Source organism: Streptomyces niveiscabiei, assembly GCF_033794345.1.
Taxonomy (GTDB): domain Bacteria; phylum Actinomycetota; class Actinomycetes; order Streptomycetales; family Streptomycetaceae; genus Streptomyces; species Streptomyces niveiscabiei.
Genome location: NZ_JARAYJ010000021.1, coordinates 74,853 through 96,829, shown reverse-complemented (window position 1 = coordinate 96,829; position 21,977 = coordinate 74,853). Strand labels below are relative to the sequence as shown.

Annotated in this window: 20 protein-coding genes; 13 read left to right on the top strand and 7 right to left on the bottom strand. The window is 70.6% G+C overall.

The genetic code is table 11. From position 1 onward, the window contains the following. Positions 1 to 3: 3 nt before the first annotated feature. From PV682_RS26575 to PV682_RS26565, 3 genes are read left to right on the top strand one after another with little or no spacing between them, the layout of a single operon-like run. The gene (locus PV682_RS26575) at positions 4 to 1,128 is read left to right on the top strand and encodes a pectinesterase family protein (protein WP_319734119.1); all 1,125 of its coding nucleotides are present in this window, start codon (positions 4 to 6) and stop codon (positions 1,126 to 1,128) included. Position 1,129: 1 nt separating this feature from the next. Beyond that, positions 1,130 to 2,161 (top strand): pectinesterase family protein, encoded by a 1,032-nt coding sequence (locus tag PV682_RS26570; protein WP_319734118.1) that lies wholly within the window; start codon positions 1,130 to 1,132, stop codon positions 2,159 to 2,161. 55 nt (positions 2,162 to 2,216) lie between these two features. Beyond that, positions 2,217 to 3,338, top strand: a complete 1,122-nt coding sequence (locus PV682_RS26565; protein WP_319734116.1) for a right-handed parallel beta-helix repeat-containing protein — start codon at positions 2,217 to 2,219, stop codon at positions 3,336 to 3,338. A gap of 96 nt (positions 3,339 to 3,434) precedes the next feature. Here PV682_RS26565 and PV682_RS26560 read toward each other — a convergent pair whose 3' ends face one another. The 3 genes from PV682_RS26560 to PV682_RS26550 form a co-directional block, all read right to left on the bottom strand. Further along, entirely contained in the window at positions 3,435 to 5,096 is a 1,662-nt protein-coding gene (locus PV682_RS26560) for a rhamnogalacturonan lyase B N-terminal domain-containing protein (protein ID WP_319734114.1), read from the bottom strand. 91 nt (positions 5,097 to 5,187) lie between these two features. After that, positions 5,188 to 6,030 (bottom strand): hypothetical protein, encoded by an 843-nt coding sequence (locus tag PV682_RS26555; protein WP_319734112.1) that lies wholly within the window; start codon positions 6,028 to 6,030, stop codon positions 5,188 to 5,190. Then, complete coding sequence (locus PV682_RS26550; RefSeq protein WP_055721616.1) at positions 6,027 to 6,593, bottom strand: SigE family RNA polymerase sigma factor; 567 nt, start codon at positions 6,591 to 6,593, stop codon at positions 6,027 to 6,029. Before PV682_RS26550 ends, PV682_RS26555 begins: the two co-directional genes overlap by 4 nt. 247 nt (positions 6,594 to 6,840) lie before the next feature. Between PV682_RS26550 and PV682_RS26545 the strand changes: the two genes are divergently transcribed. Continuing rightward, positions 6,841 to 8,298 (top strand): NCS2 family permease, encoded by a 1,458-nt coding sequence (locus PV682_RS26545; protein WP_319734110.1) that lies wholly within the window; start codon positions 6,841 to 6,843, stop codon positions 8,296 to 8,298. 16 nt (positions 8,299 to 8,314) lie between these two features. Here PV682_RS26545 and PV682_RS26540 read toward each other — a convergent pair whose 3' ends face one another. Both PV682_RS26540 and PV682_RS26535 read right to left on the bottom strand, forming a co-directional pair. Then, a complete protein-coding gene (locus PV682_RS26540) occupies positions 8,315 to 9,763 on the bottom strand; it encodes a peptidoglycan D,D-transpeptidase FtsI family protein (protein WP_319734107.1) in 1,449 nt (482 codons plus the stop codon). Between the two features lie 77 nt (positions 9,764 to 9,840). Next, on the bottom strand, positions 9,841 to 10,614 hold the full coding sequence (locus PV682_RS26535) for an IclR family transcriptional regulator (protein ID WP_010355548.1): 774 nt from the start codon (positions 10,612 to 10,614) through the stop codon (positions 9,841 to 9,843). 140 nt (positions 10,615 to 10,754) lie between these two features. On the opposite strand from PV682_RS26535, the gene PV682_RS26530 reads away from it, so the two are divergent. The 4 genes from PV682_RS26530 (at position 10,755) to PV682_RS26515 (ending at position 15,196) form a co-directional block, all read left to right on the top strand. Next, positions 10,755 to 12,284 carry an aldehyde dehydrogenase (NADP(+)) gene (locus tag PV682_RS26530; protein ID WP_319734104.1) on the top strand — a complete coding sequence of 510 codons (1,530 nt, stop codon included), beginning with the start codon at positions 10,755 to 10,757 and terminating at the stop codon, positions 12,282 to 12,284. Positions 12,285 to 12,379: 95 nt separating this feature from the next. Beyond that, the gene (locus PV682_RS26525) at positions 12,380 to 12,988 is read left to right on the top strand and encodes a DUF1349 domain-containing protein (protein ID WP_319734102.1); all 609 of its coding nucleotides are present in this window, start codon (positions 12,380 to 12,382) and stop codon (positions 12,986 to 12,988) included. 325 nt (positions 12,989 to 13,313) lie between these two features. Next, positions 13,314 to 14,045 (top strand): DsbA family oxidoreductase, encoded by a 732-nt coding sequence (locus PV682_RS26520; protein WP_319734100.1) that lies wholly within the window; start codon positions 13,314 to 13,316, stop codon positions 14,043 to 14,045. 92 nt (positions 14,046 to 14,137) lie between these two features. Further along, positions 14,138 to 15,196: an aminotransferase class V-fold PLP-dependent enzyme gene (locus tag PV682_RS26515; RefSeq protein ID WP_319734098.1), complete on the top strand. Its 1,059-nt coding sequence runs from the start codon at positions 14,138 to 14,140 to the stop codon at positions 15,194 to 15,196. A 45-nt stretch (positions 15,197 to 15,241) separates the two neighbouring features. On the opposite strand, the gene PV682_RS26510 is transcribed toward PV682_RS26515, so the two are convergent. Together PV682_RS26510 and PV682_RS26505 are read right to left on the bottom strand one after the other, a co-directional pair. Then, positions 15,242 to 15,784 (bottom strand): DinB family protein, encoded by a 543-nt coding sequence (locus PV682_RS26510; protein ID WP_319734096.1) that lies wholly within the window; start codon positions 15,782 to 15,784, stop codon positions 15,242 to 15,244. Between the two features lie 182 nt (positions 15,785 to 15,966). Further along, the gene (locus tag PV682_RS26505) at positions 15,967 to 17,070 is read right to left on the bottom strand and encodes a pyridoxal-phosphate-dependent aminotransferase family protein (RefSeq protein WP_319734094.1); all 1,104 of its coding nucleotides are present in this window, start codon (positions 17,068 to 17,070) and stop codon (positions 15,967 to 15,969) included. 194 nt (positions 17,071 to 17,264) lie between these two features. On the opposite strand from PV682_RS26505, the gene PV682_RS26500 reads away from it, so the two are divergent. The 5 genes from PV682_RS26500 (at position 17,265) to PV682_RS26480 (ending at position 21,844) form a co-directional block, all read left to right on the top strand. After that, positions 17,265 to 18,116, top strand: a complete 852-nt coding sequence (locus PV682_RS26500; protein ID WP_319734222.1) for a transporter substrate-binding domain-containing protein — start codon at positions 17,265 to 17,267, stop codon at positions 18,114 to 18,116. Continuing rightward, a complete protein-coding gene (locus PV682_RS26495) occupies positions 18,113 to 18,916 on the top strand; it encodes an amino acid ABC transporter permease (protein WP_319734092.1) in 804 nt (267 codons plus the stop codon). Before PV682_RS26500 ends, PV682_RS26495 begins: the two co-directional genes overlap by 4 nt. Then, a complete protein-coding gene (locus tag PV682_RS26490) occupies positions 18,913 to 19,704 on the top strand; it encodes an amino acid ABC transporter ATP-binding protein (protein WP_319734090.1) in 792 nt (263 codons plus the stop codon). Before PV682_RS26495 ends, PV682_RS26490 begins: the two co-directional genes overlap by 4 nt. 10 nt (positions 19,705 to 19,714) lie before the next feature. Next, complete coding sequence (locus tag PV682_RS26485) at positions 19,715 to 20,806, top strand: amidohydrolase family protein (RefSeq protein ID WP_319734088.1); 1,092 nt, start codon at positions 19,715 to 19,717, stop codon at positions 20,804 to 20,806. A 126-nt stretch (positions 20,807 to 20,932) separates the two neighbouring features. After that, positions 20,933 to 21,844, top strand: a complete 912-nt coding sequence (locus PV682_RS26480; RefSeq protein ID WP_319734086.1) for an SCO1860 family LAETG-anchored protein — start codon at positions 20,933 to 20,935, stop codon at positions 21,842 to 21,844. Positions 21,845 to 21,977: the final 133 nt, after the last annotated feature.

Sequence of the window (21,977 nt, the reverse complement as noted above, 5' to 3'; positions counted from 1 at the left end):
GCCATGCCCTCGCCCCAACTCCCCCTCTCCAGAAGGGGATTCATCACCACCGCCGCCGCAACGGCGGCCACCCTCGCACTCACCCCCACCCCCGCCTCGGCCCACCACCCCCGCCCCGCAAGGCCGTTCGGCCGCTACGGCTCCCCGTCGAACCGCCTCACCCCCCAGACCCTGTACGTCGACACCGCGGGCAACGGCGACTTCACCTCCGTCCGCGCCGCCGTCACCGCCGCCACCGGCGCCGGCTGGACCCTGGTCCTCGCCCCCGGCACCTACCGCGAGACGGTCGCCGTCGACGCCACCCGCACCGGCATGACCTGGATCGGCGCCTCCCGCAACCCCCGTGACGTGGTGGTCGTCTACGACAACGCGGCCGGAACTCCCAAGCCCGGCGGGGGTACTCACGGCACCACGGGCTCGGCCACGACCACCGTCCAGGCCGCCGGCTTCACCGCACGCTGGATCACGTTCGCCAACGACTGGCTGCGCGCGGACCACCCCGAGATCACCGGCACCCAGGCCGTCGCCATCAAGGTGCAGGGCGACCGCGGCGCGTTCCACCACTGCCGCTTCCTGGGTCACCAGGACACCCTGTACGCCGACTCGTCGAGCCTCGCCACCTTCGCCCGCCAGTACTTCGCGGACTGCTACGTGGAGGGCGACGTCGACTTCGTCTTCGGCCGCGCGACCGCCGTCTTCGAGCGCTGCCACTTCCGCACCCTGACCCGCACCGACCTCGCGGGAGCGCCGTACGGCTTCGTCTTCGCGCCCTCCACGGCGGGCGCCAACCCGCGCGGCTACCTCGTCTCGCGCAGCCGCGTCTCCAGCGAAGCACCCGACGCCTACTACAAGTTGGCCCGCCCCTGGGTGCCCAGCTCCGATCCGACCGCCCGCCCGATGCTCACGGTCCGCGAGACCCGCCTCGGCGCCGGCATCGACGCGGTCGCCCCGTACACGAACATGTCGGACAGCTTCCCCTGGCAGAGCCAGCGTTTCGCCGAGTACCGCAACTCGGGCCCCGGCGCGGCGATCTCGGTGCCGGAGAACCGGCCCCAACTCACCGCCGTACAGGCCGAGTCGGCGACCCGGGCCGCGTACCTGGGCGACTGGGAACCGGAGGGCTGCTGAGATGCGCCGCCGTGCCTTCCTGATCGGCGGGACAGCCGCAGCGATCACCACAACTGCCCCCGCAACCGCCGCCACCGGCAGGCGAGTTGTCCACGTCCGCCCCGGCGACTCCGTCCAGGCCGCCGTGGACCGCGTCACCGGCCCCGGCTGGACGATCGTCGTCCACCCCGGCACGTACCGCGAAGTCGTCGACGTCCCCGCCGACAAGGCCGAGCTGACGATCAGGGGAGCCGTCCGCGACCCCCGCGCCGCCGTCATCGTCTACGACAACGCCAACGGCACCCCGAAGCCCGACGGTTCGGGCACCTACGGCACGGCCGGCTCCGCGACGTTCACCTCGGCGGCCCCCGGCCTCACCGTCCTCGACCTCACCCTCGCGAACGACTGGCTGCGCGCGGAGCACCCCGAGATCACCGGCACGCAGGCGGTCGCCGCCTACCTCACCGGCGACCGCACGCACGTCGAGAACGTCCGCCTCCTGGCCCACCAGGACACCCTGTTCGCGGACACCACCGCGCTGGACGTCTTCGACCGCCACTACTACCGGCGCTGCCACATCGAAGGAGACGTCGACTTCGTCTTCGGGCGGGCCCGCGCGGTCTTCGACACCTGCCGCTTCCACACCCTCCAGCGGGACGTGTCCTTCACTCCCAAGGGCATGGTCTTCGCCCCCTCGACGGCCCGCGCCAACCCCTACGGCTTCCTCGCCGTGCGCGGCCGGATCACCTCCGCGGCCGAGGACGCGGCGTACAAGATCGCCCGCCCCTGGGTGCCGTCGTACGAGACAACCGCCTGGCCCTCCCTGGTGGTTCGGGACACCTGGATCGGGCCCGGCATCGACGCGGTCGCGCCGTACACCAACATGCGCGACGCGTACCCCTGGCAGACCATGCGCTTCGCCGAGTACGCCAACTCCGGCCCCGGCGCGGTGGTTCCGGTGCCGGAGAACCGGCCCCACCTGACGGACGCGGCGGCGGTCGTACACACCCCGCGTACCTACCTCGGGACATGGCGTCCCCGAGCGCACCGCTAGCACCACCCCAACACCCCAACTCCCCCTCCCCACACGGCGAAAGGGACCGCACTCCATGTCTCGTCGTACCGTTCTCACCCCCCTCACCGCACTCGCCGCCCTGACCATCGGGGCCGGGATCGCCGTCCTGCCCACCCAGGCGCGGGCCGCGACCGTCGTCGTCAGCAACTCCACCGACCTCGCGAACGCCGTCAAGAACGCCACCGCCGGTACGGTCATCCAGGTGCGCGGCGGCACCTACTACCCGACGGCCACCCTCCAGTCGACCGCCAACGGCACCTCCTCCGCGCCGATCACGCTCACCGCGTACGGCTCGGAGACCGTGAAGATCGACGGGTCCTCGATGGCCGCGGGCTCCTGGATCTTCAAACTGACCGCGTCCTACTGGAACGTCTCCAACATCACCTTCCAGAACTCCAAGGACAGCGCCGTCGTCTGCCAGTCCTGCACCGGCACCACCTGGAACAACATCAAGACCATCAACGGCGGCGACTCCGGGTTCACCCTCACCGGGGCCAACACGGTCAACAACACCGTGAAGAACCTGGACAGTTACGGCAACTACGACGCCGCGACACACGGCCAGAACGCGGACGGCGTCGCCATCAAGTTCGGCTCCGGCAGCGGCAACCTCGTCACCGGGGCGCGCCTCTACAACAACTCGGACGACGGGATCGACCTCTGGTCCTTCTCCTCGCCGGTCACCATCGAGCACACCTGGGCCTTCGGCAACGGCGTCAACCGCTGGGGCGACTCCGCGTTCGAGGGCAACGGCAACGGGTACAAGCTCGGCGGCAACGGGCCCTCCGTCGCCCACGCCGTCAACAACTCGGCGGCCTGGGGCAACGCGGGCAACGGCTTCACCGAGAACAGCAACACCGGCGCGATCTCCATCAACCGCACCACCGCGTACGCCAACGGCAAGTGGGGCTACTACTTCGCGACCGGCGCCGCGAAGCTCGGCAAGAACCTCGCCGTCAGCAACGGCGGCGGCTCGGTCACCAAAGGGTCGGGCGTCACGTCGTCCGGCAACAACTGGGACTCCGGGGTGAGTACGCCCGCCTTCCGCTCCACGGACGCCTCCTCGACGTACAACTCCCGCGGCTCCAGCGGGACTCTGCCCGCGACGACGTTCCTCACGACCGGGTCGACGACCATCGGCTCGACCATGAACTGACGCCCGGCGGCGCCGTCCCCGCGAAAAGTCGCGATCGGCTTTCGCGGGGACGACAGTGCCCGCGCGGCCTCCGGCAACCGGAACGACGCCCTCGGCTCACGCCAGTAGGTCGATACAGTCGAAAGAGGTCCCCGGGCTCAGAAACGTCTCGCCGCTCGAACCGCTCACGATGTTCAGCGTCAGCACATTGTCCACTGCCAGCGCCGACGCCGGAATCGTGTACGTGAACGTGTGGTTGTTCCCCCGGTACGACCCCGTCGTGAGCGACCGTGTCGACGGCTGGGCCGGCGCCGCGGGCACCGCCGAGGTCCACCCGTTCACCGTCACCCGGGGCCGCCCGCCCGCGAACGCGTCGGTCACCCCGATGCGCAACGTCCGTGCCGCCGACGCCTGTTGGGCCGTCAGCCTGAAGTGCACCCGCACCCCGTCGTTGACGGCCTTCCACATGTACGCCGGGAACGACGCCGCGTCCCCGCTCCCGATCGTCACGTTCCCCGTCCACTTCGCGGCGCGCGCGTCGGAGGGGTGCGCGTACGTCATGAGGGCCGCGTTCTTGAACTCCGAGGGCGTGCCGTTCCAGTCGCCGAGTCGCCAGAGAACCTTGGCCGTTGACGGATCGCCGCCGATGGAAAGGGAGTTGAGGGCGGTCGTCGCCCCCGCCGTCACCTTCACGGTCGTCCGGTGTACGGCCAACTCGCCCTTGTAGACGGTGAGTTCATACGTCCCTGGCAGCATCCCCGGGCAGGAGAACGCGCCGGTCCCGCTCGCCGCCTTCGCCCAGTACTGCGCGTCCGCGTTGGCGAACCCCACGGTGTACGGGTGCGCCGAGGACATCCCCTTGAGCCCGACCCCCGCGACCTTGCCGCGCCCCTTCTTCCCGACCCAGCCCGTGATCCCGAGCCCGTCGGCCCAGGACGTGTCGAGGCTGCCGTGCAGCAGCGACGACGCGGGAGCCGCACCGCCGGTGAAGGCGAGGACGTACGGGCCCTGGAGACCGAACCGCTCCGGCTCGGTCTGGGCCTGGTTGTAGTGCAGGATCTCGTACAGCCCGGCGCCGAGGTCGTTGGAGTGCCGCAGCAGCGAGCGGTAGAAGGGGCCGCCGGACGCCTTCTCGTGGTTCGAACGGACCATCCACAGCGCCGAGTCGGAGCCCTTGAAGCCGACGTAGTCGTAGTCGGCGACCCGCTTGCCGGAGTAGTGCTTGGAGTGGGTCGTCCCGTCGGCCCGCCGCCACACGTCCCCCGCCTCGATCACCTTGTCCGACGCCTCGATCCAGGAGTCCGGGCCCTCGTTCGGGAAGACGCCGGGCCTGAGGCGGACGATGAACCGGGTCGCCGTGAACGACGCGTCGGCCTTGTGCGTCCACAGGTACACGTTGTCCTGGCCGCTGCGCGCCGCGTACCACTGGGTGATCGGACCGTGCACCGCCTTGACGAGGATCGTCGAGCCGGACTGCCGTACGGTGACGGTCGCGGAGCCGAGCCCCGACTCGACGTGCGAGTGCCGGCCGCCGTACCCCTCGTACTCCTTGCCCTTGTACACCAGCGAGGTGATGTCGCCGGTCGTCTTCGAGACCTTGAAGACCACGGACGCACCCGTGTCGACCACGTAGTTCTTCCCGTCGTCGGCGTACCCGAAGGCCGCCGCCGACGCCGAGGAGACGACCCCGGCGACCCCGGCCGCGCCCGCCGCGGCGACGGCGATCGCGGAGCCGCCGAGGACACGGCGCCGGGAGAGGTGTTTTCTGTGCGTGCTCAAGGGTGGTGCTCCGTCGTTCAGGGGGGTGGTGCCGCCCTGAAGTCGTCACGGGTGGGGAAAGGGTTGCCGCTGGTGCGGAAACTTTTTTCCCCTAGTCCGCCGCCGCGAAGCCCCCGCCCACCGACCGCGCCCTGCCCTCGGCGGTCCCGGTGACGGCGTACGAGTCGTCGCGCGCGTCCCGCCCGCCCCGGTCGTGGTCGTACTGACCGGCGAACACCCACTCCCCGGGAGGCACCGTGCGCCCGTCCTTGAGCACCCACGTGTAGACCAGGAACCCGTCCTGCTCGCCGACGGTGAACGTGAAGTCGCCCTCCTGCAGCGACCGCCAGGCCCCCGTGTTCGTCACCCCGCCGGTCTGCGCGACCTTCAACCGCACGGTGAGCGCGGTGAGTTCCTTCGACACCTTGAGCGTGACGTTGCTCTGCGCCCAGAAGTCGTTGCTGTGCGGATCGACCGAACCGTCGGACCACAGCGGCCCGTCGCTCGTCCCGGACGCCGGCGGCGGAGTGCCGGCCCGCGGCGACGGCGACGCCTCGGCGCCGCGGCTCGGTCCCGGGTCCGTGGACCTGGGCGCCTCACCCTTCGAACTCGGCGACGGGGACGGCGAGTTCGGCGGACGGCTCGTCGCGTCCGGCGACACCACCGGCGTCGGCGAGACCGCGACCGTCTGCTCGGCCGGCGGCTCGCTCTTCACCGCCGACGCCACCGCGTACCCGCCGACCGCGAGCATCCCGGCGACCGCCGCCGTCGCGCCCACGATCCGCGCCCAGCCCAGCACCGGCCGCGTCGAGCGGTGGCCCTTCTGCCGGTCCGGCTCGGCCATCATGCCGCGCTCCACCCGGGCCAGGATGCGCGCGCGGTCGGGCTCGTGCCGCTCGGCCGCCTCGTGCAGCCGGGCACGCAAGTCGTCGTGCACGTCCCGGCGCATCGTCATCGGTCCCTTCCCGCGGACTCGGAGGTGCGCGCCATCACCGCGTGCACCCGCTTCGGAGCCTTCTCGGCGCCGAGCAGTTTCTGCAACTCGGCCATCCCCTTGGAGGTCTGGCTCTTCACCGTACCGACCGAGATCCCGAGGGCGAGCGCGGTGTCCTTCTCGGAGAGGTCGAAGGCGTGCCGCAGCACGACACAGGCGCGCTTGCGGAAGGGGAGTCTACGCAGCGCGGACTGTACGTCCACCACGCCGGCGACATCCGGGTTCTCCGTCTTCTCCTCGCGCTGCGACCAGAACAGCGCGATCCTGCGCCGTTCCCGCACCGCGCTGCGGATCTTCGTCCGCGCCAGGTTGGCGACGACGCCGCGCGCGTACGCCACCGGGTGGTCGGCCGCGCGCACCCGGTCCCAGCGGTGCCACAGCGCGAGCAGCGCGTCCGCCGCCAGATCGTCGGCGGTGTCCGACTCCCCGGTCAGCAGGTAGGCCAGCCGTGACAGTTCGGCGTAGTGGCGGTCGAAGAAGGCATGGAACTCCACGGAGGCGGCGTCGTCCACGACAGTGCCCACGGGTTGACCTCTTCTGTGTGGCATGTGAATGACATGGGAATGCCCCGGGGAGATTGCCGGGACGAGATGCGGAAGCGTAGCAGTGATCGACTTGCCTGGTTCGTACGGGTCTTCGAACGCCGTGTGGGGGACCGGCCGTTACGGAGCCCGAATCCGTAACACGTCGAAAACCTGAAGAGAGTTCAGTGCGGGAACAATCCAGCCAGCATCCGCACACTGATCCACCAGGCAACCAGGAGTGTCCGCCATGTCCGAGGCGCAAGCGAAGACCGACCGGCCCAGCGCCGCACCACCCGCGCCGAACAGCGTCGACCGGTTCTTCCGGATCTCCGAACGCGGCTCGACGTTCGCCCGGGAGACACGCGGCGGCCTCGCGACGTTCTTCACGATGGCGTACATCCTTGTCCTGAATCCGATCATCCTCGGGAGCGCCAAGGACAAGTACGGCCACACCCTCGACCCCGTCCAGCTGACCACCGCCACCGCGCTCGTCGCCGCCGTGATGACGATCGTCATGGGCGTCGGCGGCAACCTCCCGCTCGCCCTCGCTGCCGGACTCGGCCTCAACGCGGTCGTCGCCTTCCAGATCGCGCCGCTGATGAGCTGGGACGACGCGATGGGCCTCGTCGTCCTGGAAGGGCTGCTGATCTGCGCGCTCGTCGTCACCGGGCTGCGCGAGGCCGTGATGCACGCGATACCGCAGCCGCTGAAGCAGGCGATCAGCGTCGGGATCGGGCTGTTCATCGCGTTCATCGGGTTCGTGGACGCCGGGTTCGTCACGCGTGTCCCCGACGCCGCGAACACCACCGTGCCGGTTCAGCTCGGCGGCACGGGGACCCTCTCCGGCTGGCCGATCCTCGTGTTCTGCCTCGGCGTCCTGCTGACCATCGGGCTGCTCGCGCGCAAGGTCAAGGGCGCGATCCTGATCAGCATCGTCGCCATGACCGCCCTCGCGATGGTCATCGACGCGGTCGCCGACATCAAGAGCTGGGGGCTGACCACGCCGAGCTGGCCCGACAAGGTCGTCGACACCCCGGACTTCGGGCTGATCGGCCACTTCAGCCTGTTCGGCGCGTTCTCCGCGCCCGGCGTCGGCGTGATCACCGTCGTCCTGCTGATCTTCACGCTGATCCTGTCGGACTTCTTCGACACGATGGGCACGGTCGTCGGGATCAGCGCGGAAGCGGGGCTGCTGGACGAGGAGGGCAAGGTGCCGAACCTCGGCCGCGTCCTGCTGATCGACGGCGCGGCTGCCGTCGCCGGCGGCGCCGCCTCCTCGTCCTCCGCGACCTCCTACATCGAGTCCGCGGCAGGCGTCGGAGAAGGCTCACGCACCGGGTTCTCCAACCTGATCACCGGCGGCCTCTTCGCCCTCGCCCTCTTCTTCACCCCCCTGCTGACCATCGTCCCCCTCCAGGCCGCCGCGCCCGCCCTCATCGCCGTCGGCTTCCTGATGATGACCCAGGTCAAGCACATCGACTGGGACCGCTACGAGATCGCCATCCCCGCCTTCCTCACCATCGCCGTGATGCCCTTCACGTACTCCATAACGAACGGCATCGGCGCCGGGTTCCTCGCGTACGTCCTGATCAAGACGGTCCTCGGGAAGGCGAAGGACGTCCACTGGCTGCTGTGGGGGACGTCCGCGCTGTTCGCCGTGTACTTCGCGATCGACCCGATCGAGCAGCTCCTCGGCACGAAGTAGCCCTCAGCGGGAAACGTCACCCTTTGACGGCCGCCTCCATCATCGCCTTCGCGACGGGGGCGGCCAGCCCGTTCCCGCTGACCTCCGACCGCGCCGCGTCCGACTGCTCGACCATCACCGCGACGGCCACCTCCTTGTCCCCGGCCTTCGCGTACGACGTGAACCAGGCGTACGGCGTCTTGCTGTTGTTCTCGCCGTGCTGCGCCGTCCCCGTCTTGCCCCCCACCGTCGCCCCGCTGATCCGCGCGTTCGTCCCCGTCCCGTCCTGGACGACCGTCTGCATCGCGGACTGCAACTGCTCGGCGGTGCCCGAGCTGACGACCTGCCTGGTCGTCGTCGCCCCGTCCACGTCCTCCAGGACGTCACCGCCGCTGTTCGTCACCTGCGACACCATGTGCGGCGAGACCAGCTTGCCGCCGTTCGCGATCGCCGCCGACACCATCGCCATCTGGAGCGGCGTCGCCGTCACGTCGAACTGGCCGATACCGGTCAGGCCCGTCTGCGCCGGGTCCATGCCCTTCGGGTAGACACTCGCGTACGCGCGCACCGGCACGTCCTGCGCCTCGTCGTTGAACCCGAACTTCTCCGCCATCGCCCGCACCTTGTCCTGTCCGAGCTGGACGGCCATGTGCGCGAAGACGTTGTTGCAGGAGTACTGGAGCGCGACCCGGATCGAGGCGTTCTCGCACGGCGCGGACGCGTTCTCGTTGGCCAGCACCTGGCGCGTGCCCGGCAGGGTGTACGGGTTCTGGCTGTCCGTGCGCGCGTCCACGCTGTCGTACAGGCCGTCCTCCAGCGCGGCAGCCGCGACGACCAGCTTGAACGTCGACCCCGGGGGCAGCGGCTGGCGCAGCGCGCGGTTGACCAGCGGCTTGTCCTCGTCCGCGTTGAGGCTCTTCCAGGCGGAGCCGGCCGTGTTCGCGTCCGTCAGCGTCGAGGGGTCGTACGACGGGGTCGACACGACCGCGAGGACGCGCCCCGTCTTCGGGTCGACCGCGACGGCCGCGCCCTTCTTGTCGCCCAGCGCGTCGTACGCGGCCTTCTGCACGGCCGGGTCGATCGTCGTGATCACGTTGCCCGGGGTGGCGCGCTGGTCCGTGACCGTGTCCATCACGGTCTTCAGGCGCGGGTCCGTGCCGTTCAGCACGTCCGCGTAGATGCCCTCCAGCTGCGTCGGCGCGTACGCCTGCGAGGCGTACCCCGTCACCGCCGCGTACAGCTCGCCGTCCGTGTACGTCCGCTTGTACTTCAGGTCGCCGTTCGTCCGCGCCGACCCCGTCACCGACTTTCCGGCCACGATGATGTTCCCGAGCGGGTCCGAGTACGTCTCGATCGCGTTCCGCCGGTTCAGCTGATCGTCCGCGAGCGCCTGCCCCTCGTAGAACTGCACCCAGGTCGCCCTCAGCAGCAGGGCGAACACGAGCAGCAGCGCGAAGACGGCGGTACGCCTGATGGTCCTGTTCATACGAACAAACAGACGAACGCGGCGGCCGGAGAGTTCCCGTCCGCCCGTTTTCTCACCCGACGTTCATGTACGCGCGGTCAGAGTCTGCGCGTCGCCAGCGTCAGCCGGTCGCGCGCGTCGAACAGCGCGTCCTTCACCAGCTGTTCGTGCGCGGGCGTCAGCCGGGCCACCGGCACCGAGCAGCTGATCGCGTCGCGCGCGGGCGTGCGGTACGGGATCGCCACACCGAAGCAGCGCAGGCCCAGCGTGTTCTCCTCGCGGTCGACGGAGAAGCCCTGCTCGCGGATGACGTGCAGCTCCTCGATGAGCTTCTCGCGGTCCGTGATGGTGTGCTCGGTGAGCGCCGGGAGGGTCTCCGGGAGCATCTTGCGGACCTGTTCGTCCGTGTACGTCGACAGGAGGGCCTTGCCGAGGGACGTCGAGTGGGCGGGGAGGCGACGGCCCACGCGCGTGAAGGGGCGCAGGTAGTGCTGGGACTGGCGGGTCGCGAGGTAGACGACGTTCGTGCCGTCGAGGCGCGCGAGGTGGATCGTCTCGGTCGTGTCGTCCGACAGCCGGTCCAGGGTCGGGCGGGCCGCCGCGACGACCTCGTCGCCGTCGATGTACGACGTACCGACCAGCAGCGCGCGCACGCCGATGCCGTACCGCGTGCCCGTCGCGTCCGTCTCCACCCAGCCCAGTTCCACGAGCGTGCGCAGCAGCATGTAGAGGCTGGACTTGGGGTACCCGACGGCCTCCTGGACCGCCGCGAGGGAGTGCATCCCGGGACGGCCCGCGAAGTACTCCAGCAGCTCGACCGTCCGCACCGCGGACTTGACCTGGGCCCCGCCCCCCGCCTCGCCTGCCGACATCGACTGTGACCCCTTCGTTCGACGAGAAGCTGAAGTTATAGTCTGCAACAGCATATTCACCAGCACAGACAGTGTTCAGTATATCGAACAGCGCTGGTGGTGACAGGACACCGCGGCACGACTTGTTGGAGGGACCCCCGGTGGCAGCAGCACCAGTCTGGAGTGTCGACCCCCGAACCGGGAAGCAGCGGGAGCAGGTCGCCGACGAGGCGACGGCCCAGGAGGTCGACGCCGCCGTCCGCGCCGCCCACGCAGCGCGCGCCTCCCTCGCCGACCGCACGGTCCGCGCGGCCTTCCTGCGCGGCGCCGCCGACCAGCTCGAAGCGGCCAAGGAAGCCCTCGTCGAGACCGCCGACGCGGAGACCGCGCTCGGCCCGGTCCGCCTCAACGGCGAGCTGGCCCGCACCTGCTACCAGCTGCGCGCCTTCGCGGCCATCGTCGACGAGGGCGCCTTCCTCGACGTCGTCATCAACCACCCCGACGACACGGCCACCCCGCCGATCCCGGACCTGCGCCGCTACAAGGTCCCGCTCGGCGTCGTCGCCGTCTACTCGGCCTCGAACTTCCCCTTCGCCTTCTCGGTCGCCGGCGGCGACACCGCGAGCGCGCTGGCCGCCGGCAACCCGGTCGTCGTCAAGGCCCACCCCGACCACCCGGCCCTCTCCGAGCTGGTCGCCAAGGTCGTCCGCCGCGCCGCCGCCGAGCACGGCATCCCGGCCGGCGTCCTCGGCCTCGTCCACGGCTTCGAGGCCGGCGTCGAGCTGATCAAGCACCCGCTGGTCGCCGCCGCGGGCTTCACCGGCTCCATCCGAGGGGGCCGCGCCCTCTTCGACGCCGCCGCCGCGCGCCCCACGCCCATCCCCTTCCACGGCGAGCTGGGCTCCCTCAACCCCGTCGTCGTCACCGAGGCCGCCGCCACCGAGCGCGCCGAGGCCATCGGCACGGGCCTCGCCGGCTCCATGACCCTCGGCGTCGGCCAGTTCTGCGTCAAGCCGGGCCTCGTCCTCGTCCCCTCCGGCGAGGCGGGCGACGGCCTGGTCAAGTCCCTCACGGCAGCCGTCAGCGACACCGACGCGGGCGTCCTCCTCGACCACCGCATGCGCGACAACTTCATCGCGGGTGTCGCCGAACGCGCCCAGCTCCCCGACGTCGAGTCCCCGGTCACCCCGGGCGCGGGCGGCGAGCACACGGTCAGCCCCGGCTTCCTCACGGTCCCGGCCGCCCGCCTCGCCACCGAGGGCGACCACGACCTCCTCCTCGAAGAGTGCTTCGGCCCCGTCACGGTCGTCGTCCGCTACGAGGACGACGCCGAGGTCACCTCCGTCCTCTCCCGCCTCCCCGGCAACCTCACCGCCACCGTCCAGCTCTCGGAGTCCGAGGCGGCCGGCGAGGGCCGGGGCGCCGACCTCCTCGCCGAGGTCACCCCCCTGGCGGGCCGCGTCCTGGTCAACGGCTGGCCCACGGGCGTGGCCGTCGCCGCAGCCCAGCACCACGGGGGCCCGTACCCGGCCACGACCTCCACGTCCACCTCCGTGGGCGGCACGGCCATCGAACGCTGGATGCGCCCGGTCGTCTACCAGACGACCCCGACGGCCCTCCTCCCCCTGGAACTGAGGGACGAGAACGAACTGGGCCTGCCCCGCCGGTTCAACGGGGTCCTGGAGCGCTAGACCTCACGGGGCTGTGTCCTTCCGCGCACACCTGCTCACGCCCACGTGGCGGAGCCGCGCAGGGACACGGCCCCGCACCCTGAGATGATTCCGCCATGGACCTCTCGCTCCCTCAACTCCCCTTCCCCCTACGGACCTACGGCCCCGACGGCCACTGGTCCTACGACGACGGCGTGCTCAGCGGTTGGGCCGGGGCGCGACAGGACCGCTTCGTCTCACCCACCGAGGAATCCCTCGAACCGGCCTCCGACGCCCCCCGCCTCCTGGGCGCCCCGGAAGGCGACTTCCAACTCATCGCCCGCGTCACCGTAGGCTTCAAGTCCCCCTTCGACGCAGGCGTGTTGTACGTCCACGTAGCGGACCGCGCCTGGGCCAAACTCTGCCTGGAACTCTCCCCGGCCACCCCCACGGTCTGCACGGTGGTCACCCGGGGCCACTCGGACGACGCCAACTCCTTCACCGTGGACGGCACGTCAGCCTGGCTCCGCATCAGCCGCACCGGCCGAGCCCTGGCCTTCCACGCCTCAAAGGACGGCAACCACTGGACCTTCGTCCGCCTCTTCACCCTGGGCGACACAGAAGAAACGGGCGCGGCCCTGATCGGCTTCATGGCCCAGTCCCCGATGGGCGAACAGTGCGTGGTCACCTACGACCACATCGAGTACCGCCCGTACTGGCCAAAGGACCTGAGGGACGGCAGCTGACAGGAGCACCCGGGAGGGGAAAAGCCGCAAACGGCGGGAAGGGGACGTACCGGGGGGTGTCCGCCCGCAGCGGTCGGCGCATTCGCAGGCAAAGAACTCAAGAAACGCGTCAGCCGACCCGAGGACGGACACCCCCCGGTGCGGCACCGACTCACACGACGGCCTGGGGCGCGACCCAAGCCCCCACCGAAGGCAGCGAGGCCGCCGCAGGCATAAGCCCAACCCAGGACGGAGGACGAGCCGGGGAATGAACCCCCCTGGTTGAACGTTCACGTAAGACGGCGGAGGAAGTCTCCGCACGAGACGACCGGAAAGAGCCGAAGACATGCGCGTCGAGATCTGGAGCGACATCGCCTGCCCGTGGTGCTACGTGGGCAAGGCCCGCTTCGAGAAGGCGCTGGCGGCCTTCCCGCACAAGGAGCAGGTGGAGGTCGTACACAGGTCGTTCGAACTGGACCCGGGCCGGAGCAAGACCGAGAACGGCCCGGTCATCCCGATGATCGCGAAGAAGTACGGCATCAGCGAGGCCCAGGCGGAGGCGGCGGAGGACAACCTCGGCACGCAGGCGAAGGCCGAGGGCCTGGCGTACAGGACGCGGGGCAGGGACCACGGCAGCACGTTCGACATGCACAGGGTCCTGCACTTCGCGAAGGAACAGGGCAGGCAGGACGAGCTGATCCAGATCTTCTACCGCGCGAACTTCGCGGAGGAGCGCTCCGTCTTCACGGAGGGTGACGAACGCCTGGTGGAGCTGGCGACGGAGGCGGGCCTGGACGCGGACGAGGTCCGTAAGGTGCTGGCGGACCCGCAGGCGTACGCGGACGCGGTACGGGAGGACGAGCGGGAGGCGGCGCAGCTGGGCGCGACGGGCGTGCCGTTCTTCGTGCTGGACCGCAAGTACGGCGTCTCGGGAGCCCAGCCGGCGGAGGTCTTCTCGCAGGCGCTGACCCAGGCATGGGGCGAACGCTCCCCGCTGACGCTGCTGGACCAGGGCGACGCGCAGGCGTGCGGCCCGGACGGCTGCGAGGTCCCGCAGCGAGAGGAAACCGCACGGTAGGAGGGCCGACGGCGCTCGCTCAAGCACCGCTTCAAGGTATGACGTAGCAAACAGAGATGGACGAGGGCCTCCGGCGCCCCCACAGTGGACGCATGGAGACGCCGGAGACCTTCGCAGCCCTCGTCCGCACCGAGTTCACCCCCCGCACCACGTACCTCAACACGGCCAGCAGCGGCCTCCTCCCGGCCCGCGCGGTCACCGCGATCCAGGAGGCGGTGACGCTGAGGGCGCAGGGCCGCCCCCTGGACGGCCTGTGGTCGGACGTGGAGACGTGCAGGGCGGCGTACGGAAGGCTGGCCGGCGTCCCCGCTGAGCGGGTCGCGGCGGGCGCCTCGGTGGCCGCGCACACGGGCCTGATCGCCGCGTCCCTCCCGCCGGGCGCCGAAGTCCTCACGGCGGAGGACGACTTCACGTCCGTACTGAACCCCTTCCACGTCCGCGGCGACCTCAAGGTCCGCACGGTCCCGCTGGACCGGCTGGCCGAATCGGTGCGCCCCGGCACGGAGTTGGTCGCGGTGAGCGCGGCCCAGTCGGCGGACGGCCGCATCGCGGACCTCCCGGCCCTGAGGGAGGCGGCCAAGCACCACGGCGCCCGCACGTACGTCGACTTCTCGCAGGCGGCAGGCTGGCTCCCGTTCGACGCGGACGCGTACGACTACACGGCGAGCGTCACCTTCAAGTGGCTGCTGGGCCCGCATGGTTCGGCGTTCCTGACGGTCCCGGAGGACTTCGGCACCCTGGTCCCCCTCCTCGCGGGCTGGGTCGCCGCGGAGAACCCGTGGGACAGCTGCTACGGCCCGGTCACCGAACTGGCCCACTCGGCAAGGCGGTTCGACCTGACCCCGGCGCTGTTCAGCTACGCGGGCCTGCGGGCGTCCCTCGAACTCCTGGAGGAGATAGGGGTACCGGCGATCCACGCGCACGACCTGGAGCTCGCCGACAGTTTCCGCGCGGGAGTCGAGGCGCTGGGCCACCGGACACTCCCGTCGGACGGCTCGGCGATCGTGTCGGTGCCCGGACTCGGCGCACGCCAGCCGGAGTTGGCCGAGAAGGACATCCAAGTCTCCAACCGGGCGGGCAACTTGCGGGCGTCCTTCCACCTCAACAACACGCGGGAGGACGTGGCCACCCTGCTGGAGGCGCTGCGCTGACCCGACCCGGCCGCATATGACCCCACCCGGCGCCCGCCTCCGCCCTCACGCCCCCTTCGCCCCGTCGATCGCCTCGCGCAGGATGTCCGCGTGCCCGTTGTGCCGGGCGTACTCCTCGATCAGGTGGACGAGGATCCAGCGCAGATTGAGGGGCGCGCCGGCGAAGGGGCCGTCGGCGAGGTGCCCGAGCTCGTCGAGGGAGTGCCCGGCGATCAGCTCCCGGCCCCGGGCGATCTCCCGGCGCCACACGTCGAGCGCTTCGTCGAGCCCTCGGTCGGGGGAGAGGCGGTAACCGGTCTCCTCCTCGTAGACGTACGGCACCTCAAGGCCGGCGAACGTCCGCTGGAACCAGTTCCGTTCGACCTCGGCCATGTGCTGGACGAGCCCGAGGAGCGTCAGCTCGGACGGCGCGGCGGCGGCCCGCCGCACCTGCTCGTCGTCCAGCCCGGCACACTTCAGCTCCAGCGTCGCCCGGTGAAAGGCGAGCCAGCCCTCCAGCATGGCGGACTCGTCCGCCGTCCACGGCGGCACGGGCCGCCCGTCGGGGAGGGCGAGCGGGGGAGTGGGGGTCGGGGAGTCGGTCGTCATACGGGGAGCATGGCGCAGCCGCCGGGACCACGCGGGGGATTTACGGCGGCGGCGTCGTGAAGACACGGAGGATGGCCGAAACCCTCGTACCCCAGGACTACCCGGGTACCCCCGGGGACGCCCGCACCCCCGCTACCCCTCCAGTACCCCCTACCTCCAGTACCCCCTACCTCCAGTACCCCCTACCCCCAGACCTCCGCCGCAGCGCGCCCCGCCGCCCCGGCGTCCGCCTCCACCCCCCGCTCCACCAGCACATCTCCCAGCACCGACAAGCACCCCACCACCACGTCCAGCGCGGCGTGAGCCCCGTAGTGGTTCACCCGGATCATCTCGGCGGCCAGCGCACCCCCGCCCGCCGCGAGCGGCAGCGAGGGGTCCAGCTCCAGGGCCCGAGCGACCAGCTCCGAGGCCGGGAGGCCCGCCGGAGTCCGCAGGGTCGTGGCGACGGGGGCCGCCTCGCGGGCGTCGTGCACGTACGGCTCCAGGCCGCCGCCCAGCGCCCGCACGCCCGCGCGGGTCGCGGCGGCGGCGGAGGCGTGGCGGGACATGACGGTGTCCGGGCCGTCCGCCTCGATGCGGTCGAGGCACGCCTCCAGTGCGAGCATCTCCAGCTGCGCGGGCGCGTGCAGGAGGGTCGTGCGACCGGCGTCGACCCAGCGGTCCTTCCAGTCCAGGAGGGAGAGGTACGAGCGGCGCGGCGCCGCCGGGTTCGCGGCCATCCGCGCCCACGCCCGCTCGCTCACCGACACCGCCGACACCCCGGCGGGCCCGCCCATCGCCTTCTGCGCGCCGATCACGCACAGGTCGACGCCCCATACGTCGGGCAGGACGGGTTCGGCCCCGACGGAGGCGACGGCGTCGAGGTAGAACAGCGCGTCGTAGTCCCGTAGCACCTCCCCGATCTCCGCGACGGGGTTCGTGTTGCCGGTCGCCGCCTCCGCGTGGACCAGGGACACGAAGTCGATCCCGGGGTGCGCGGCGAACGCCTCACGGACCTGCGCCGCCGTGACGGCCGTGTGGTACGGCACGGCGAGGTCGACGACCGTCGCGCCGCAGTCCCGCAGCCAGTTCCCGAAGGTCTGCCCGTAGGGGCCGGTGATGATGTTCAGCGCCGTCGTCCCGGGCCCAGCGGTCGCCCGGATCGCCCCCTCCAGCGGCAGCAGCGCCTCGCCCTGCATGATCACGACGTCCTGCGAGGTGCCCAGCAGCTTCGCGACCCGGTCCTCGATCGAGGCGAAGTGCGCGGCGCTCAGCGGAGGGAGGTCGAGGAAGGGATGGGAGGTCACGGCGCTGCTCTTTTCGCTGCTCACGAACGGTCGACGCACAAGAGCGTAAACCCGTGCCCGTTCATCCGTACGGCCCCCACCACCCCCGGCCCGATTTGAGAGACCGCCCGCCCTCCCCGATCGTCGGTACTACGTCCCTACGACCGCAGAGCTACACCAGGCACTACCAGGGCAACCCCCCTACGGAGGTCCACGTGCACCCGCTCCCCGGCCGCCGTACCCGCCTGAAGGCCCTCACCGCCGCGGCCTTCCTCCTCGCCGCCCTCACCGCCTGCACATCGAGCGACGACGGCGGCAGCGGCTCCAGGACGGCCGCGGGCGGCGTGGAACTCGCCAAGGCCGGGCAGCTCACCACCTGCACCCACCTGCCCTACCCCCCGTTCCAGTCTGAGATCGACGGCAAGGTCCAGGGCTTCGACGTCTCCCTGATCGACCTCGTCGCCAAGGACCTCGGCGTCAGGCAGACGATCCTCGACACCCCCTTCGAGAACTTCAAGACCGGCGCCTTCCTCAACTCGGGACAGTGCGACGTCGCCGCCGCCGGCATGACCATCACCGCCGAACGCAGGAAGAACGTCGACTTCTCCGACCCCTACTTCGACGCCACCCAGGCCGTCCTGGTCGACCGCAACAGCGGCCTGACCTCCCTCGCCGACATCAAGGCCAAGAACGCAAAGCTCGGCGCCCAGGCCCAGACCACCGGCGAGGACTACGCGAAGAAACAGGGCTTCGACCCGGTCTCCTTCGAGTCCTCCGACGCCGTCCTGAGCGGCCTGCGCACCGGCCAGGTCAAGGCCGTCATCATCGACTACCCGGTCGTACAAGGCTGGCTGAAGACCAAGGCCGACGCGGACGCCTTCCAGGTCGTCGACAACCTCAACACCGGTGAGCAGTACGGCTTCACGGTCAAGAAGGGCAACACGAAACTCCTCGCCGCCATCAACAAGGCGCTCGCCAAGGCCCGTTCGGACGGCACGTACAAGACGCTGTACGAGAAGTGGATCGGCCCGTACGACGCCGCAGCCGCCTCGCCGTCCGCGTCATGACCGAACAGGGCGTCCAGACGGCCAAGTTGACGCGACGCCAGAAACAGCGGCTGAGCCGCGCCGCCCAGTACGCCGTCTTCGTCGCCGCCGTCCTCGCCTTCGCCCTCGGCGCCGACTGGAACCGGCTGCGCAACCAGTTCGCGCAGGGCGGCATCGCCCGCCGGATGTTCCCGGACGTCATCACGCTGGCCCTCAAGAACACCGTGCTGTACACCCTGTCGGGGTTCGCCCTCGGCCTGGCGCTCGGCCTGGTCATCGCGCTGATGCGGCTGTCGTCCGTCGGCCCCTACCGCTGGGTCGCCGGGGTCTACATCGAGATCTTCCGGGGCCTGCCCGCCCTGCTCATCTTCGTCTTCATCGGCGTCGCCGTCCCGCTCGCCTTCCCCGGCACCGAGATCGTCGGCGGCACGTACGGCAAGGCCGCGCTCGCCCTCGGCCTCGTCGGCGCCGCCTACATGGCGGAGACGTTCCGCGCCGGCATCCAGGCCGTCCCCAAGGGGCAGACGGAGGCGGCCCGTTCACTCGGGTTCAGCCCCGCCCGCGCGATGCTCTCCGTCGTCATCCCGCAGGCCGTCCGCATCATCCTGCCGCCGCTCACCAACGAACTGATCATCCTGTTCAAGGACTCGTCCCTGGTCCTGCTCCTCGGCGTCACCCTGGAGGAACGCGAACTCTCCAAGTACGGCCGCGACCTGGCGAGTACGACGGCCAACTCGACGCCGATCCTGGTCGCCGGGCTCTGCTACCTGCTGGTGACCGTGCCGCTCGGGTTCGTGGTCCGGCGGATGGAGTCCAAGTGAGCGGGCCGACGAGCCACTTCGTGGCCCCCGAGATCCAACTCACCGGCCTCCACAAGACGTTCGGCGACAACGAGGTCCTGCGCGGCATCGACCTGGAGGTCGCCCGCGGCGAGGTCGTCTGCGTCATCGGCCCCTCGGGGTCCGGCAAGTCGACGCTCCTGCGCTGCGTCAACCTGCTCGAACAGCCGACGCGCGGAAAAGTCGTCGTACGCGGAGTCGAACTCACCGACCCCGACGTCGACATCGACGCCGCCCGCCGCCACATCGGCATGGTCTTCCAGCAGTTCAACCTCTTCCCCCACCTCACCGTCACCGAGAACCTCACCCTCCCCCAGCGCCGCGTCCTGAAGCGGGACAAGAGGACCGCCGAACGCGTCGCCCACGAGAACCTCATCCGCGTCGGCCTCCAGGACAAGGCCCACGCCCGCCCCGCCTCCCTCTCCGGCGGCCAGCAGCAACGCGTCGCCATCGCACGGTCGTTGGCGATGGGCCCCGAGGTGATGCTCCTCGACGAACCCACCTCCGCCCTCGACCCCGAACTCGTCGGCGACGTCCTCGCGGTGATGCGGATGCTCGCCGACGACGGCATGACGATGATGGTCGTCACCCACGAGATGACGTTCGCGAGCGAGGTGGCGGACCGGGTGGTGTTCATGGACGGCGGGGTCGTGGTGGAGGAAGGGCCACCGGCCAGGGTCATCGCCGCCCCGGCCCACGAACGCACCCGCCACTTCCTGTCCCGCCTGCTGGACCCGGCGGCTGCTGAAGTCGACGAAGGCGCTGACTAATGTGCCTCCCATGAACGATCAAGCGGTGCTGCACGTGAAGGGCCGGATCCTCGTCGGACCGGACGACATCCGCGACGACCTCTGGATCATCGACGGCCGCGTCTCCCACGACCGTCCCCCCACCGCCCGCGACGTCCGCACCGTCCAGGGGTGGGCGCTCCCCGGCCTCGTCGACGCCCACTGCCACGTCGGCCTCGGCCCCCACGGCCCGGTCGACCAGGACACCGCCGAACAGCAGGCGCTCACCGACCGCGAAGCGGGAACTCTCCTGATCCGCGACGCCGGTTCACCCTCCGACACCCGCTGGACCGACACCCGCGACGACCTCCCGAAGATCGTCCGAGCCGGCCGCCACATCGCCCGCACCCGCCGCTACATCCGCGGCTACGCCCACGAGATCGAACCCGAGGACCTCACCGAGTACGTCGCCCGCGAGGCCCGACGGAGCGACGGCTGGGTCAAGTTGGTCGGAGACTGGATCGACCGCGAGGTCGGCGACCTCACCCCGACCTGGCCCCGCGAAGCGGTGGAAGCCGCGATCACCAAGGCCCACAGCCTCGGCGCCCGCGTCACCGCGCACTGCTTCTCCGAGGACTCCCTGCGCGACCTCGTGGAGGCCGGCATCGACTGCGTCGAGCACGCCACCGGCCTCACCGACGACACCATCCCCCTCTTCGCGCGGCGCGGCGTCGCCATCGTCCCCACCCTCGTCAACATCGCGACGTTCCCGACCCTCGCGGCAGGCGGCGAGGCCAAGTTCCCCCGCTGGGCAGACCACTTGCGCCGCCTGCACGAACGCCGCTACGACACGGTCCGCAACGCCTACGACGCCGGGGTCCCCGTCTTCGTCGGCACCGACGCCGGCGGCACCCTCCCGCACGGCCTCGTCGCCGAGGAGGTCGCCGAACTCGTCACCGCCGGCATCCCGCCCGTCGAGGCGCTCGCGGCGACGACGTGGAAGGCACGCGCGTGGCTCGGCCGGCCGGGACTCGACGAGGGCGCCCCCGCCGACCTCGTCGTCTACGCGCGGGACCCGCGAACGGACGTACGGGTACTGGCCGATCCGTCACACGTCGTGCTGAACGGCCGTGTCATGAGGTGACGTTGTGTCGAACACGTGAGTGACGTACCCACGATCGTGTGAACTCGGCCCACATTGCTGATCGTTCGCTCGTACTACGTAATTCTTTCGGGGTCCCGAGCAATCTCTACTGAGGGTCCCACCACAGTGAACAACACCAACTTCCGTATGCCCGCACGCCGTTTCGCCGCGATGGCGACGGCCACCGCCTTGGCCGCAGGTCCCGCGGCCCTGGCCGGTGCGAGTGCCGCGCAGGCCACCGGGCAAGGCCGTGCCGGCGCCGTCGTCCTGCGCACCGGGCTGGACGTCTCCCTCCTCAACAAGACGGTCCAAGTCCCCCTGGCCGTCTCGCTGAACGAGGTCCAGGCGCCCGCGTCCGCGGCGAAGACCGCGCTCACCGCGACGCTGGACGGCGTCGACAAGGGGCAGCCGTTCAGTGTCCTCCGTGCGGATGTCGCCGAGGCGAAGGCGGATGTCCAGGAGGGCAAGGCCGAGGCGTCAAGTCGGCTCGCCCACGCGAAACTTCACGTTCCCGGGCTGCCGTTGCTGTCCCTCGTCGAGATCGAGGCGGTCAGCTCCAAGGCGGTCTGCGAGGCCGGGAAGGCTCCGGTCGCCGACGCGAATCTGCTGGGCGCGGTGACCGTGCTGGGCAAGAAGGTCACGGTGTCCGCCGGGGGTACGACCGAGGTCAAGGTGCCCGGGGTCGGTGAGGTGCGGCTCGATCTGTCCAAGCGGGAGACCACGTCCCGTACGGCTGCGGCCACCGCGCTCGAACTCTCCGTCAGCGTCAACCCGTTGAGCCTCAACGTCGCTGAGGTGCAGGGGTCGGTGACGCTGGTGAAGTCGACCTGTGAGACGCCTGCGGCTCCGGTGAAGCAGACCGAGCCCCAAGGGGAGACCGAGGAGAGCGTTGTTGAGCCCAAGGGGGAGCCTTCCGAGGCGAACCTCGCGGAGACCGGGGGGAGTTCGAGTACGCCGTATATCGCCGGTGGTGCGGCTGCGTTGCTTGCGGTGGGCGGGGGAGCGGTATTCCTGGCTCGCCGGGGTCGTAGGAACTAGCGCCTGAAAAGGAGGGGGGCGGGGAAACACTGGCGGGTGCGGCGCCATCGTGGTTGATCGCGCCCACGCGGCGGTAGCCGCAAATCGACACAGCCCCGCGCCCCCAAAAAAAGACGCAGGTCACCCGGCCCTT

Coding starts and splice junctions, on each gene's coding strand:
- PV682_RS26535 (WP_010355548.1), bottom strand. CDS start 10,614: ATGTCGGCAGGCGAGGCGGGGGGCGGGGCCCAGGTCAAGTCCGCGGTG.
- PV682_RS26510 (WP_319734096.1), bottom strand. CDS start 15,784: ATGACGACCGACTCCCCGACCCCCACTCCCCCGCTCGCCCTCCCCGAC.
- PV682_RS26575 (WP_319734119.1), top strand. CDS start 4: ATGCCCTCGCCCCAACTCCCCCTCTCCAGAAGGGGATTCATCACCACC.
- PV682_RS26545 (WP_319734110.1), top strand. CDS start 6,841: ATGTCCGAGGCGCAAGCGAAGACCGACCGGCCCAGCGCCGCACCACCC.
- PV682_RS26540 (WP_319734107.1), bottom strand. CDS start 9,763: ATGAACAGGACCATCAGGCGTACCGCCGTCTTCGCGCTGCTGCTCGTG.
- PV682_RS26520 (WP_319734100.1), top strand. CDS start 13,314: ATGCGCGTCGAGATCTGGAGCGACATCGCCTGCCCGTGGTGCTACGTG.
- PV682_RS26555 (WP_319734112.1), bottom strand. CDS start 6,030: ATGACGATGCGCCGGGACGTGCACGACGACTTGCGTGCCCGGCTGCAC.
- PV682_RS26565 (WP_319734116.1), top strand. CDS start 2,217: ATGTCTCGTCGTACCGTTCTCACCCCCCTCACCGCACTCGCCGCCCTG.
- PV682_RS26485 (WP_319734088.1), top strand. CDS start 19,715: ATGAACGATCAAGCGGTGCTGCACGTGAAGGGCCGGATCCTCGTCGGA.
- PV682_RS26570 (WP_319734118.1), top strand. CDS start 1,130: ATGCGCCGCCGTGCCTTCCTGATCGGCGGGACAGCCGCAGCGATCACC.
- PV682_RS26495 (WP_319734092.1), top strand. CDS start 18,113: ATGACCGAACAGGGCGTCCAGACGGCCAAGTTGACGCGACGCCAGAAA.
- PV682_RS26525 (WP_319734102.1), top strand. CDS start 12,380: ATGGACCTCTCGCTCCCTCAACTCCCCTTCCCCCTACGGACCTACGGC.
- PV682_RS26515 (WP_319734098.1), top strand. CDS start 14,138: ATGGAGACGCCGGAGACCTTCGCAGCCCTCGTCCGCACCGAGTTCACC.